At 50.5% G+C, this 14,052-nt stretch carries 13 protein-coding genes, 4 tRNA genes and 2 pseudogenes; 10 read left to right on the top strand and 9 right to left on the bottom strand.

Features of this window, described 5'->3' with window-relative positions:
- The 7 genes and pseudogenes from ACOJWD_RS07815 to ACOJWD_RS07785 all read right to left on the bottom strand — a co-directional run.
- Positions 1-527: pseudogene (locus ACOJWD_RS07815) on the bottom strand (transglutaminase-like domain-containing protein); the annotation flags it as partial.
- Positions 524-1,624 (bottom strand): DUF58 domain-containing protein, encoded by a 1,101-nt coding sequence (locus tag ACOJWD_RS07810; protein ID WP_486992660.1) that lies wholly within the window; start codon positions 1,622-1,624, stop codon positions 524-526. The gene ACOJWD_RS07810 and the pseudogene ACOJWD_RS07815, both read right to left, overlap by 4 nt.
- Positions 1,621-2,607, bottom strand: coding sequence for an AAA family ATPase (locus ACOJWD_RS07805; RefSeq protein WP_486992659.1), 987 nt, complete (start codon positions 2,605-2,607; stop codon positions 1,621-1,623). The genes ACOJWD_RS07810 and ACOJWD_RS07805 overlap by 4 nt, the downstream gene beginning before the upstream one ends.
- 235 nt (positions 2,608-2,842) lie before the next feature.
- Entirely contained in the window at positions 2,843-4,033 is a 1,191-nt protein-coding gene (locus tag ACOJWD_RS07800; RefSeq protein WP_486992658.1) for an ABC transporter permease, read from the bottom strand.
- Positions 4,030-4,797, bottom strand: a complete 768-nt coding sequence (locus tag ACOJWD_RS07795) for an ABC transporter ATP-binding protein (RefSeq protein ID WP_486992657.1) — start codon at positions 4,795-4,797, stop codon at positions 4,030-4,032. Before ACOJWD_RS07795 ends, ACOJWD_RS07800 begins: the two co-directional genes overlap by 4 nt.
- Complete coding sequence (locus tag ACOJWD_RS07790; protein WP_486992656.1) at positions 4,751-5,266, bottom strand: MarR family winged helix-turn-helix transcriptional regulator; 516 nt, start codon at positions 5,264-5,266, stop codon at positions 4,751-4,753. Before ACOJWD_RS07790 ends, ACOJWD_RS07795 begins: the two co-directional genes overlap by 47 nt.
- A gap of 157 nt (positions 5,267-5,423) precedes the next feature.
- Positions 5,424-5,499, bottom strand: a tRNA-Thr gene (locus ACOJWD_RS07785).
- 209 nt (positions 5,500-5,708) lie between these two features.
- Here ACOJWD_RS07785 and ACOJWD_RS07780 point away from each other — a divergent pair.
- From ACOJWD_RS07780 to ACOJWD_RS07770, 3 genes are all read left to right on the top strand, one after another.
- Positions 5,709-6,533 (top strand): hypothetical protein, encoded by an 825-nt coding sequence (locus ACOJWD_RS07780; RefSeq protein WP_486992655.1) that lies wholly within the window; start codon positions 5,709-5,711, stop codon positions 6,531-6,533.
- A gap of 70 nt (positions 6,534-6,603) precedes the next feature.
- Positions 6,604-7,149: a putative glycolipid-binding domain-containing protein gene (locus ACOJWD_RS07775; RefSeq protein WP_486992654.1), complete on the top strand. Its 546-nt coding sequence runs from the start codon at positions 6,604-6,606 to the stop codon at positions 7,147-7,149.
- 150 nt (positions 7,150-7,299) lie between these two features.
- Entirely contained in the window at positions 7,300-8,145 is an 846-nt protein-coding gene (locus ACOJWD_RS07770) for a class I SAM-dependent methyltransferase (protein WP_486992653.1), read from the top strand.
- Between the two features lie 35 nt (positions 8,146-8,180).
- On the opposite strand, the gene ACOJWD_RS07765 is transcribed toward ACOJWD_RS07770, so the two are convergent.
- Complete coding sequence (locus ACOJWD_RS07765; RefSeq protein ID WP_486992652.1) at positions 8,181-9,386, bottom strand: WD40/YVTN/BNR-like repeat-containing protein; 1,206 nt, start codon at positions 9,384-9,386, stop codon at positions 8,181-8,183.
- Between the two features lie 988 nt (positions 9,387-10,374).
- Between ACOJWD_RS07765 and ACOJWD_RS07760 the strand changes: the two genes are divergently transcribed.
- The 6 genes and pseudogenes from ACOJWD_RS07760 to ACOJWD_RS07735 all read left to right on the top strand — a co-directional run bounded on the left by ACOJWD_RS07760 (position 10,375) and on the right by ACOJWD_RS07735 (position 12,935).
- The gene (locus tag ACOJWD_RS07760) at positions 10,375-11,193 is read left to right on the top strand and encodes a GNAT family N-acetyltransferase (protein ID WP_486992651.1); all 819 of its coding nucleotides are present in this window, start codon (positions 10,375-10,377) and stop codon (positions 11,191-11,193) included.
- A gap of 213 nt (positions 11,194-11,406) precedes the next feature.
- Positions 11,407-11,961: pseudogene (locus ACOJWD_RS07755) on the top strand (isochorismatase family protein); the annotation flags it as partial.
- 123 nt (positions 11,962-12,084) lie between these two features.
- On the top strand, positions 12,085-12,549 hold the full coding sequence (locus ACOJWD_RS07750) for a hypothetical protein (protein ID WP_486992650.1): 465 nt from the start codon (positions 12,085-12,087) through the stop codon (positions 12,547-12,549).
- 137 nt (positions 12,550-12,686) lie between these two features.
- Positions 12,687-12,772: transfer RNA gene (locus ACOJWD_RS07745), tRNA-Tyr, on the top strand.
- Between the two features lie 5 nt (positions 12,773-12,777).
- Positions 12,778-12,854 (top strand) — tRNA-Met (locus ACOJWD_RS07740).
- 5 nt (positions 12,855-12,859) lie between these two features.
- Positions 12,860-12,935, top strand: a tRNA-Thr gene (locus ACOJWD_RS07735).
- A 17-nt stretch (positions 12,936-12,952) separates the two neighbouring features.
- Here the strand turns inward: ACOJWD_RS07735 and ACOJWD_RS07730 are convergent.
- The gene (locus ACOJWD_RS07730; protein ID WP_486992649.1) at positions 12,953-13,309 is read right to left on the bottom strand and encodes a YidH family protein; all 357 of its coding nucleotides are present in this window, start codon (positions 13,307-13,309) and stop codon (positions 12,953-12,955) included.
- Between the two features lie 27 nt (positions 13,310-13,336).
- Between ACOJWD_RS07730 and ACOJWD_RS07725 the strand changes: the two genes are divergently transcribed.
- Positions 13,337-14,052, top strand: a 716-nt coding sequence (locus ACOJWD_RS07725) for a DNA-methyltransferase (protein ID WP_486992661.1), incomplete at its 3' end; no start/stop codon positions are given.

Here is a 14,052-nt window from a genome sequence, read left to right as displayed (position 1 = left end):
GTTGCGGTAAGGGACTGGCGATGAAAGTATGCGAGTATCAGTAGCCCAATGCTAAGATAGGCGGCGAGAGGGAGTTCTGAGGGTAAGTGCCATAAGACGTGGTTCAGTGCAATAACCATAATGCCAAGCACAAAAAGGATTATGGCTTGGCCGTAGGTGCGACAATTACGAAATATAATCCAGCCGATGAATCCGCCAATGAGCATTAGTGGTGCGGCCAGATGGGCACTCATTTGATTCCAGTCAGCAACAGGTAAGGCCAAAAGCTTGTGCAGGGCGCCCCCGATGACCAGTTTTAGCCAATGCCATGAAGCCAGTGTGGCCCATGCGATAGAGAGCTCCGCATAGATGACGACCACCCAATAAACGGCACGTAGGATCCAGTTTGGGAAGAGCTCTCCGAGACTGAGCCAGAATGGTGTGAGAGACAAAATGACGGGATGCAAATACCCTCCTGAGTGAGGAAAAGGCCAGAAGAGGGCACTCATCCAGAGACCCATTAAGAGGTTTTTGATCGTCGGATTCATGAATTCTCCACCTCCGCTCGGACAGCATTTACATAGTCACGTAGTGTATCGAGTCTAAAGACACCATGGGTTCCTATGGGGATGACCCAATCAGCCGTCTTGGCCCAATAGTCCTGATGAGCCACGGTGGACACGACCACGAGTCGACTCCCAGTCCATGATTCGATGCCTCGCTTATACGGCCCGCTTGGTTCATAGGGAAGGCAACTAAGAAAGTCCATCATCGCGCTAAAACTGGGATAGCCGCCATGGGGCGTAATACCGCTTTCCGGTACGTCAACGGCTGCGAGACCCACCACTTGTTGAATTTGATAGGCGTATTCGATTAAAGAAGCTGTCACGGAGATAGCTAATTCCCATTCGCTTTCGGTAAAGTGCATGGAAGCATCAAGGATTAGCGTCAATTCCGGTTTAGTTTCCGGTTCAAACTGCTTCACTTTGAAATCTCCGGTGTGTGCAGAGGTTTTCCAGTGAATCTGTGACAGGCGATCGCCCGGGACATATTCCCGAATTCCACGAAGATGAGACGACTCTTCACGGGTCGGGTGCTGGGCAAGGTTTTCTCCGTGCCAAATTCGTGAAAATATGCGCGAGCCCTGTAGGGATAGTGTCTCAGGCCATACTACGAAGGAGTCCTCGTGCACGTATTGTCGCTGTCGACGGAAAATGCCGAACCAATCACCACTGGTCAGAGAAATGACTCTCTGTACAAACGGTCCTCTTCTAGTGAGTGGCACTTGATAAGCTAAGGTGCGTGGAATCCTTCCTGTGCTGTATACCGTAAACGTGGGGTTTTCAACGCGTAGGTCGTTTGGCATATGATCAATGATGATAAGGTACGGCCACGGCCAATATCGTTGGGACTTAACCTGGAGATGTACTGTTATGTCCTCGCCTACACGGTACGGTCCAGGCCGCAAGGTACGGTGAACGGACACCTGCCTTAGAGAGGGGATTTGACTCAGTCCGACTAAGACGCCTAAGACCATCAGAAATCCCAGAAGGTGCCATGCCAGTTCGCCTCCCTGATAGATGGCATACAGGAGAGCCATAAAATAGGCGATGATTGCCAGCACCAATCGTGTGGACTCTTTCATGGGCGGTGGTCGACAGCCGGGACAGGGAGGGCACGCAATATTTCTTGAAAGACCTCATGAATCAGGTCGGGATTTTGCGTACCCGCGGTTCGCGATAAAATGAGACGATGTTCAACCACATACGGTGCCAACGTGAGGATGTCGTCTGGGATTACAAAGGTGCGGTTATGTAGGAGTGCCCACGCCTGGGAAGCACGATACAGTGCTAAAGTAGCGCGGGGACTCATTCCTAGAAAGATACGCGAGGACTTCCGTGTTGCTGATGCAATCTCAGCGATGTAATGGCGCACAACGTCCGCGACGTGAATGGCCATCGTCTCTCTCATGAGGGTGAGCAATCGTTCGCGACTCATCGTGGACTGAATGGCTTCGCCGGGTCTGTGCACGGCACTTTGGCTGAGAATGAGAGCTTCTTCGTCGATGGTGGGATAACCTATTGCGAGGCGAAAAAGAAAGCGGTCCAATTGACTTTCCGGAAGAGGGAATGTGCCTTCATATTCGATCGGATTTTCAGTGGCCACCACCAGAAAGGGCTCATCCAGCACGTGGGAGGTGCCGTCAACGGTCACTTGGCCTTCCTCCATCACTTCTAAGAGAGCACTTTGGGTGCGAGGCGAGGTGCGATTAATTTCGTCCGCCAGCAGCAAATGAGCAAAGACTGGTCCGGGTTGAAATTCAAACGTGTGCGTGCCTGGATTGAATACGGTAACCCCCGTGATGTCTGTGGGGAGCAAGTCGGGCGTGCATTGGATTCGGCGATAGGTTAGGCTTAAACTTTGCGCTAAACTCTTCGCGAGCGTCGTTTTGCCAACCCCAGGTACATCGTCTAGTAAGATATGTCCGCCGGCGAGAAGGGCCGTGACCATAAACTTCATGACTTGGCGTTTGCCTACTACCACTTTCTCCATATTGCTTATCAGGGCTTCTAACTCTGGATTAATCGTGTCAAGAGTACTACTCATTGTCTCGGGTCGATTTAACATAGTGATTTCCCTCGTTCAGTGACGTTATTTCATACTTCGGGACCGCATACAAAAAATCCTTTCCCACATAGGAAAACAACGCTAGGAAAAGAGGCTTGGTTACAACAAAATAATCTTCTTATGCCATGACGACGAAAGGCGCGTTTTCATGAGGGGAAACCTGTCAAAACAGCAGTCAGGGAGCAGGCTCTTTAGGGCTCTGCTCCCTGACTGAACGGCTATGATGGCATTGAATCTATTCCGTGCGAAGTGCCTCTGCCGGCATCAGTCGCGCAGCACGCATCGCAGGGAGTACTCCAAAGACGGCACCGACTCCGAGGGAGAACGCGACCGCGGTTACCACCGCGTCTAAGGTCAAGTTTGCGGGAATGCCAACCGCCTTTCCGACCACATGCGTCACCAGTGCGGCGAACAGTGTGCCGAAAAACCCTCCTATCAACGCTAATAGCACCGACTCAGACAGAAACTGGATTAAAATGTCTCCATCGCGAGCGCCGAGAGCCTTTCGTATACCAATTTCACGAAATCGTTCGCTCACGGTGACCAACATAATGTTCATGATTCCGATACCTCCGACTAAGAGAGAAATTCCCGCGATGCCCGCTAAAAAGTCGGTGATAACAGATGTGGTGCTAGTGACGGTACTTAAGATTTGTTGCGACGTGACAATCTTAAAATTGTGACTGGGATGGCTCTTTAACAGAATATTTCTGGCCACGGTGACGGCTTGCGATACGCTTTGAGCCGACGACGCAGATAAGATGATTTCCGACACCGTGGTTTGACCGGAGACTGCTAGGGCATTATTCAACGGCAGATAGGCGGTGCTATTCGGGTCCGATCCCGGAGCGCCTTGCGATGGCCGTAGGACACCCGACACGGTGTAGGCAGTGGAGCCAATATCTACGGTTTTGCCTAGCGCGGCAGAATGCGGAAACAGAGATTTGGCAAGTGAATGGCCGAGGACCACGCCGGTACGGGATCCTTGCTGTAATTTGAGGTTTTGCATACTGTAATATGCTGGGGATACCCCCATAATGGTTCCCGATGAGGCGGGCTGATGAGGGACGTGAATGAGGAGCGGCACGGACACCACGCCGCTAGCCGCCTGTAAGGCGGGATGGTGGCTATGATTCAACGCCGCGACATTCGCTGCCGTCAATGTCGAAGGAACTCCGGTGAGACTAATATTGGCGCCACCGCCCCGTGCGTGTCCACCATGATGGCTGGACGGCAGAGCGGGCACCACAGTAATTAGATTTGCCCCGATGGCAGAAAACTTCTGAGTGACGTATCCTTTGACACCGCTTCCTAATGAGGTGAGCGTGACCACAGCAAATACCCCAATCACAATGCCTAACGCGGTGAGAATGCTGCGTCCGCGATGATGCCAAATGGAATCCCAAGCAATAGCCAAGGTATTCATGAGGGACCTCCTGTAGTGGCAGTTTGTTGATCGGCTATGAGACGGTCGTCAACCGCTCGATCGTCTAATAATTGACCGTCCTCTAACGCAACGATGCGCTCTGCGTGTTGTCCCACACGGGGGTCATGTGTCACGATGACAATGGTGACACCCAGGTCTTGATGTAATTGCTGAAAAGCTTTAAGGACCAGTTGGCCGGATTTGCGGTCGAGCGCACCGGTTGGTTCGTCGGCCAAGAGAAGGTCTGGGCCAGGTGCAATGGCCCGCGCGATAGCGACCCGTTGGGCTTGTCCTCCGGACATTTGGCTCGGATAGCGATCTTTAAGGGACTCAACACCTAAAAGGCGCAACGCTGTGAGAGCATCTGCTCGCCTTTTTGACACGGGCATTCGTGCATATGACATCGGCAGTTCCACATTGGCCAGGGCGGTCAACCGAGGCAACAAATGAATGCCTTGAAAAACGAAGGCAATCCGGTGCCCTCGATAATCGGCTTGCTGTCGAGCTGTCAGCCGCGACATATCAAGACCATTGAGTAAGTATTGTCCACTGGTGGGACGGTCAAAAAGACCCATAATGTTCATTAAAGTGGATTTGCCACTGCCTGATGGTCCCATCAGGGCCACCATTTCCCCTTGGCCTATTGAGAGGGTGATGCCTCGTAGCGCATGGACAGTGGCTTGACCCTCGCCATAACTTCTCTTGAGGTCCTTAATTTCAATGAGGGTCTTTGGACTGGACTCCATGATAGCGATAAGGAACACTCCCTTCTTGAGATAATTCTTGATTTCGTACCTCTTGCCACAGGGTAGTCACGCGTTCTGAAAGACTGACTAAAAGGGCTCGTTCATCTCCGGTTAATTCAGACAGTACAGCTCGCATGCGGTTTAGACGATTTTGCTGCCGCAGTTCTAACACCGCTTTGCCGATGTCGGTAATGTGGACATTATGGCGACGACGATCTCCTGGGGCCGTTTCGGTTGTCACCCACCCGCGCTCCGAGAGCGTATTGAGCAATTGGCTCGCGGTCGGCGCAGAAACCTGAAGAATTTGAGCGACTTCGGTCACCGAAATGGGCCCTTGTTTATTGAGTGTGTTCAAGACGTGCGCTTGTATTCGCGTGGGGCTCTCGGGACCGTACTCGGCACGTCTCTCGACAAAAATGTTTAGCGCACGACCCTGTAGTTCTTGTAACAATGCCACGGTTTCCTCAACACTGAGTTCACTCAACAATTATGAAGCATCTCCTAAATATTAAGTTATACTAAGATAATAGTTAAACAAGTGAAGTTTGTCAACAATTCGATAAAATGCGAGGTGTCATGGTAAGATTTAAGATGGGACAGCAGTGAGAAAAGGATTCGTGGAGGATTTCACCAAAGAATAAAAATGGAGCTGGTGATGGGACTCGAACCCGCAACCTGCGGTTTACAAAACCGCTGCTCTGCCAATTGAGCTACACCAGCAACAGCATACATTATAGCACATGGCGCAGTTCACCGCAATGACAGCATCATTGAGCCGTTCAGCAAGGTGGGACCCTCTTGTGGGTGATCCGACGAAAGGGCGCTGCAGTAAAAAGCGTCAATTCGTGGCTTTCAATAGTGAAATCATATGGAAATCAGGATATTTTTACCTCTTTGACTGACAATAGCGAGAAAGTGAGGGAAGTGGCGTGGGCAACAAAGTCCGGGACATGATACCAAAGGACGTCTGGGAGGCGTGGGGTCTCAATCCAGAAAACGAGGCTCGGAAGCTTATTGGTGGCGGGAATCGCAGTATTCGGATCGGAATGGTAGTGTTAAAACCGGTCGATGATATGGATGAGGCTTTGTGGTCTCAAGACGCGATGTCATTAATGATACCGGAGTATTTTCGGATCGCTGATCCGGTTCGCGCTCCCTCGGGACGCTTCATTGAGGCAGGATGGATGGCGTCTCAATGGGTTGATGGCATGGCAGGTCCAGTAGGCCATTGGAAAGAAATACTTCACGTATCCGAGCACTTTCATCGGGCTTTGGAGCGAATTGAAAAACCCACGTTTCTTATGGAAAGAACGCATCGATGGGCGGTCGCTGATCGAGTAGCCTGGGGTGAAGCTTCTCTCGCATGGCTTCCTGCCGTGTTGCAACGATTTCAGGATTTAGAGCAATTGAGGTCTCCCGTGAATCTTGTGTCACAAGTTATACACGGCGACCTCTCCGGTAATGTTCTTTTTTCTGACACCATGGCTCCCGCGGTAATTGACTTTTCCCCTTATTGGCGTCCGGCAGCATTTGCCGACGCGGTGGTCCTGATGGATGGTCTATTATGGCATGAATGGGATGCGGTGATGCAGCATATGCCGCCTACGCCAATTTTTTATCAACTCTTGGTCAGAGCCGCCATCTTTCGGCTCGGTGCTCTTAATGAAAGAGTCCGTGCCAGCGATCTGGAGTGTTTAACGGAGTTGCCGCTATTCGACCGGGTCGTTGGATGGTTGAAAGAGGTCAGACCATAGTGTTGCCTGATTTCGGCAGTTCTTAACCACCAAGCGTCCCAGCGACGCGAGGGGAGGAATCTTGGAACACATGCTGTGGAAGCACGTACAGGGAGAGAGCATGGAATACTGTCGCTTCCGTTTTGGAGAAGCGATGGTCATAGAGGGCCAGGTTGTAGGGGATTTAGGCGGTATCTACGGCGCGATGACCTATGAGGTTCACTGCCATGCCGATGGAAGTACTCACTGGGTACGTGGACTTATTCATCACGATGGGGGTGAATTGGCCTGGAGCATCAGTCGTGATGCAAATGGCCTGTGGACAGTGAACGGAGTGACCCGTCCGGACCTGTTGAAGTGCCTCGATGTCGACATTGGGGTGACTCCATCGACCAACACCCTGCCGATCCGTCGAATAAAGCTTGCCGTGGGTTCCTCCCACGAATTGTGGTCGGCCTGGGTGCGATTTCCCGACTTAACGGTGCACCACCTGTTCCAGCGCTACACGCGGGTTTCATACGACCTCTATGACTACGAATCGATGACAAGTGGATTTAAGAGCCGCCTGCGCGTCGATGAACACGGAATTGTGCAGGATTATGCCGGACTATGGACGGATATGGTCTGCGAGTCGTGATGAGAGAACTTGTGCAGTAGGTCTTAGGATGGGCATCATCGCGTATGGGAAAAGACGATTGGCCCATGATAGAGCCGTCAATGAGTGGGGCTTTGTAGGGGCCATCGGCAAGGTCATTTGTGCGATGATGTAGATGGAGGAGGGATTTGTGTGAATAAGAGTCATCTGGCCACGAATGTCGAACGATTCTCCGGGTTTGAAGATCTGTATCATGATGCGCGTCCAACACCGCCACGTATGGTGATTGACGTCATTTTGGGATATCTTCGATCGCGACCGTCATTGGTCGTGGATCTAGGCGCAGGGACGGGCCTTTCTACATTGATATGGCGAGATGAGGCCGATCGAGTGATGGGTATCGAACCTAGCGATGATATGCGAGAGCGGGCGTTACGTGCACGAGAAGAGATGGGTTCTCTCAGTCACGTGACATTTCATAAGCGGTATTCGCATCAACTGGGATTGCCGTCGTTAAGTGCTGATGTGGTGACCTGTTCGCAGTCATTTCATTGGATGGACCCGGGGCCGACATTGAAAGAGGTGGGACGGGTTCTCAAAGAGGGCGGGATCTTTGCCGCCTACGATTGTGATTGGCCTCCGACCGTCGACTGGCATATTGAGGAACAATATCGGAGTCTTATGGCGAGGGCAGACCACATTATTCAATTGACGCAACCCCGAGAGGATTGGGTAAGGCGTTGGGACAAAAATCAACATTTGGCGCAGTTGCAGAGAAGTCAGGAATTCCGATTTACCAAGGAAGTCCTTTTTCATCATCAAGAGACGTGGACCAAGGCGCGGTTCTTTCAGTTGGCCATGAGCCAAGGAGGGCTACAAACCGTAGTGCAGTCCAATCTTGCGGACGTATCTCAAGAAATTGCAGCGTTTCAGGAAACCTTAGATCAATACTTTGACGAGTCGCAAAAGACAATTTTGCTTAGTTATCGGATGCGTCTCGGAATTAAATTGTCCCAATCCCAGACAAAGGTGCACTAAAGTCCCCCCGGATTCCATTGCGTGAAGGGACACTCTCATGGATGTGTTGCCGGTACGAGCACAGGCTTCTCAGGCACGACCTGCCATTGTTGTCCCTCGTTTTGAGATTGCCATAAGGATAAGGTATTTGTCTCTGGGCTTTGCGAAACGATCCACCCTGTGTGATCGAAGAATGCAAGGCTCAGCGGATGCATCGTCTTAGGAAGAATTGAGACAGTCTTCCATGTGCGGCCAGCCGTTGAGGTGTAATCCAATTGAACCTGATGCCCTTTCGTGACGAGAGCCCAGCCATTTTGAGCTGTCGCCCAATCCATAGATATGAGAGAGGAATTGGGGTGCGTCCAAATAGGGGTCCATGTGGTCCCGTTCGTGGTGTGGTACAGTACCGCATAGTTGTGGAAGTCTACGATGTTCTGAGGGGTGATATAGGGCACACTTAAGGTGGTAGATAAGAAACCGGATCCCAAGACAAATATCGGTGGTTGAGAGGCCAGCACTACGGCTCGTGGTTTTGGATTGGGATTGTTTACGACTTTGGCAGACACCCATGTGGGGAGTGGCAGTACCACCGGAGTCCACGACGCGCCATGGTTCGTAGAAATCATTAAGACGGGAGCACTGGCGTCGTAAGAGAGTGCCCAGGCTTTCGTGGAGGATGTCCATGTAATCCTACTGAAGGAACCGTTTTCGGTGCTGTACAAAGGGTCTGATGACACATGGTCATGGGAGATGGTCCATAGGGATTGCGGCCCTGTTTGCGTCCCCACTGGCCCCGTCAGCAACACCGATCCAGACGAGCCACTCGGGGAGGTGGTAACACTCGCTTGAACCACAGGCCATGGCGCAATAAGGTGCGATGAACTCCAGTGGACACCCCCGTCGTTGGTGTGACTGAGAGTGATATGACGAGCACTGTCTTGGCTTATCACCCAAGCGGTGTTCGAGTTGACGGTATCCATTGCCAGGATGGTCGGAGATTTCAATACGCTGAACCATTTTTTTTCGGATGTCGTGGTCCGGAAAATTTGATGAGGCGAGTCGGCCCATCCCGTGTGACTACTGGTCATCTGGATGGATTTTGCTTGGGCTAATGGAGGCGCTTTCGTCGCGATGGTTTTGGACACACGGTGATGCGGTGCAGGAGATGACAGGGAAGTGTCTTGGATTCCGCATCCGGCGACTACCCCGAACCCAAGTATCACTAAGCTACCGAGCAGTCTCACGGAAAAGTTTTTTGTCACATCCCTACACCTTCTTTCACACGGTTCTTGAAATGACTACTCGTTATAACGATAGCTGGAGCGACTCGGTTACGGACTCAGTAGCAAGTGGCGGTATACGCCAGGTTTGATGGGTATCATCATCAAAGAAAGGGAACAAGATGCTGACATGATTCCATGTTTCGTACGACGAGGCGGTTTGGTTCTCTCCAGCCTAGGCGTCTTGGGCCATTTTACTTTGAGCTAACTCATACGTATCATCGGGACCACCCGGGCTAATATTGACGGTGGTCATGGCACATCTTTATAGCGTTTCGGTATCGATGCCCCGCACCGGACGAGGCCCAACCATTCGGGCGTTACCATCCGAGGATGCTCCTTCCAACCGGCGGCCGCATCTGTGACGATTTGCGGGACGGTGCCTTCGCTGGTTCTCATGTGTTGGGCTACGTGCGCATAGAGTCGCCGTCAGGTGCCGTCGTAATCCAACTGACCCATTGTTCCGCTATCCGCCGCCAACAGTGCATAAAACGCATTCCTGCAGACCTATCAGCGACAGCGACGGGTTTGCAGTGCGAGATATGTTGCTTCGTGCGGACTTCGCCCAACATGACCGGGCATAGGCAGAATGAAGGGGCCTCATCACGAAGTAATCAATGTGCGGAAAGGTCAACATGTCCTTAAAAATATCTACCGCGTACAGCCAGTGAACGCACACTCAAACGCTTGACAAATGGGTAGTATGGTTCCAAGGTAAGGTCGCGCAGTATTTAGTGGGGTTGGTTCAACTTTTTTGAACCTTACCAAAACCTATCGTGAGTTGAGTATACTACAGTACCATTGTTCTGGGGCGGCTCAATGACTAACACTCCAAAAATCCATTCTTGAACGGGACAACACCGAAGAACGACGGAGCAACTGTGTTCGCATGAACATACATTCTCATTTTCTCTTCGGTACGGGACTATCGGGCAGAATTGTTCAACAACCATAATCAGAGGTGATACAGTTGACAATATTTCTTAATCAGGACTTAGCGTGCAAAATTGAAGATGTTGTGCGAGAGGGTAATAAGCAAGTTGTTGAGACTTGGAATGCTTCAGGATTTGAAACGTCAGCGAAAACAATCGAGGTTGATAATGCTCTCGCTGTTTATGGTGGTTCTGAATGTCCTATCAATGACACTGTGGGTCTTGGGATGTCGTCTTCCGTTGAAGAATCCACATTAGAGAAAATAGAGAGCTTTTACTATTCCAATAACCACCCTTCGGTACTTAGAGTATGTCCCTTAGCACATTCTTCACTGATCGAATTAACGAAAGCCCGAGGGTATGTTTTTGATGGCTTCTCATACCTTTGGATTCTCGATTTAAATTCATGGGAATCCCAGTTTGACGTACCTGACTCACGGGTTCGGATGGCTAAGAATGATGAAGAAATCGAATGGGCACGTGCAGTTGGTGCAGGATTTGCTGATGTAGACGATGTGCCTAAGGATCAGAATCTCGATCTCGATCGAGCATTTTTTCGTATGAAAAGCAGTATACCAGTCCTAGCGTTTGAAAATGGGATTGCCGCTGGGGGAGGAATTGTGGCAGTAAGCAATGGTGTTGTAGCTCTGTTTGCAACGAGTACCCGACCTTCATTCAGAAAACGCGGTTTACAGACAGCCTTACTTGATTGGCGGCTTCGTTTTGCTAAAGAAAATGGAGCTCGTATAGCGACCATTGAAACGGATCCTGGATCTGACTCACAACGAAATGTGGAGAGGATAGGGTTTGGATTAGCCTATGTCACAGCTAAACTAATCAAGCCGGTTGGAGTTTAGACCGATTCATATCCTATTCGGCAAAGTACCGTTGCCTTGGGGATATGTCAAGAAGGCCCGTGACATCACGCTTAAGTATCGTACAGCCGCCTCAAAAAGAATGTCAAACCGACTTGAGACTGAATCAATTCAGGCGGTAGTCCATGAAAAGCCTATTACATTGTTGATGATTGACGTACAAATGGGCATGTTTTCGGAGCAAATCCCGGTAATGATCTGCTGAAACGTATGCAAGGGCTTATAACGAAAGCACAGACTTGTGAAGTGCTTGTCATCTATGTTCAGCATAACGCTGGCATAGGAAGGCCTCTTGAGCCGAATACGGATGGTTGGGCTATCCACTATGCGATTGCTCCGGTCCAGAGAGATATCGTCATTCAAAAGACAACGCCTGATTCATTTCATAAAACCCATCTTCAAAACGCATTGGATACAAATGGCATCAAGAATTTCGTGGTTGCGGGCATTCAAACTGAACTATGTATTGACACAACTTGTCGTCGAGCGTTCAGTCTCGGATATGATGTCATTCTTGCAAAAGATGCCCACAGTACGTGGGATCGTGGACGTTTCAAAGCTGTCGATATTATCGAATACCATAATGATGTTCTAAAATGGGTTTCCTCCTCAATCGACTTCCTCAATCGACTCCCACAGTATCGACTTTTTCAATCTGTAACGACTTGCGGAGTGCTTCATGTATTCCAGGAAAAGCGGAGGAGTGTTGTCTGTCCAATGTGCAATGGCAACAACCCTCAAACGAAATAACCAACAAATAGAAATGAATACTAGACAATGTTAATAAACTTGTTAATAATATAGAGGCATCAATCGGGTTGGAATAACATGCGGCAGTCTTTGTGAGGTCAAGTAAGACGAGGGGGATGAGCGATGAACACGGAAGAGCAGCGGACGATTTTACAGATGGTGAGAGATCGTAAAGTGGGAATATCCGATGCGACGCGGCTCCTGGTCGCAATTGGGACCAAAGACGCGAATGATGCACCAATCCAGTCGTTGTTGAGTCGACTGGAAAATGGGGAAATTTCGGTGGAAGAGGCGTTGGGCGATTTGAATCGGTCTCGTGTCGTGGAGTCTTTTCCAGGTCCGAGTCTGTCGCGCGGAAAAAATCTTCGTATTCTGGTCGAGCGTGGCGAGAAGAGGCCCGTTAATATCCGTGTTCCGCTGGGATGGGTCGAAACCGGTCTGGACCTGTTACCGACATCATCTATCAGAGTGGATGGTAACCCAATTGATAAGCAAAAGTTCTTAGATGCATTGCGCACCAATATTGTTGGGACCATCTTGGAAGTGGATAGCGACGATGGAGAACACGTCGTGATTTCGATTGAATGAGTCATGGCTATGGGGCAATGGGATGTTTCCGTCGATATCCAGTGACGAAGACCGTAATTGCGGTTGACACGAGGGTAGCACAGCAGGTAAAATAGCAAAGCGGTTGATGCATAGGTCGACTGTGTCACGTGTTCGTTGGATGGGTGCCCGAGTGGCTAAAGGGAGCGGTCTGTAAAACCGCTGGCTAGCGCCTACGTTGGTTCGAATCCAACCCCATCCACCATATACCGCGGGGTAGAGCAGCCAGGTAGCTCGTCGGGCTCATAACCCGGAGGCCGCAGGTTCAAATCCTGCCCCCGCAACCAATTTTGCTCACGTAGCTCAGCAGGTAGAGCACGTCCTTGGTAAGGACGAGGTCACCGGTTCAATCCCGGTCGTGAGCTCCATTTTTGTTTTGCGCCGCTTAAGTGACGCCTAAAAGATAGATGAACACCAAAAGACCTAGTATTCCTAATATGATGGCGAGAATAAGAGGAAGCGTGGACTTAGGGAGTTCTTCTCCTCGGTAGATGCGGCGACGGGTGAGGTGAAAGTGAATCGAAGCCACTGCAATGAGGGCGATGCCTGCTCCCACCCATGCTAAACCTAAATTTTTTTCTTTAAAGGGGCCCCGATCGCTAATATGCAAGATATGCAAATGAATGAACAGGTCAAACTTGGACACGACAAAGCCGAATGCCATGAGCGAAATTCCTGTGCGCAGCCAAGACAGGAAAGTCCGTTCGTTGGAGAGGATAGTGCGGACATTGGGTTTGGCCATGACGAGTCGTCTCCTTCTTTGAATACAGTGCCCATAGTGCCCATCTCTACCGGTCTCTACCTCGCCCGCGGATCGGTAGCAGAGCAAACTGACTGGCTGGCACAGCATAACTTTCCCGACCGATTTCAGTTAATTTATTGCGATCCTCCGTTTTATTCCAATCGCGATTATGGGGCGTTTCGCGACGATGATTGGGAGTCGCTGGAGGCGTATCTGGATGAGATGGACAAGTGGATGCAGGCGATGGTTCCATGGTTGCATGACTTAGGGTTCTTTGTGTTGCATTGTGATTATCATGCCTCACATTATTTGAAGGTGCGAGGGGATCGCTTATTCGGATACCAAAATTTTCGCAATGAATGGATTTGGCATTATCGTGGTCGACGGCAGCCTGCGGATCGGCGCGTGAATAGTAAGCATGATGTTCTATTAGTATGGGCTAAAACCCCAGAAGCGCGATTCCATCCGGTGTTTGATCCGTGGGACCGTGAGAGCTATGTCAAAATGAAACGACAAAAGGTGCATCGCGACGAGGACGGCCGTGAATGGATCTGGGGGCATCAAGGCCGTGGAAAGTCTCATGCCTATCGCATTTATCTGGATGAACAGGTTTCTCGAGGGCGGGCGATTGATTCGGTATGGGACATCCCGATTATTAACACATCATCCAAAGAGCGCGTTGGCTATCCTACGCAAAAGCCCCTGGCGCTATTGCAACGAATCTTGGAGCTTACCACCCAGCC

It is taken from the genome of Sulfobacillus sp. TH-112, assembly GCF_057473405.1.
Note: the sequence above shows the minus strand (reverse complement) of the source record. Positions and strands in the feature narration are given on the sequence as shown.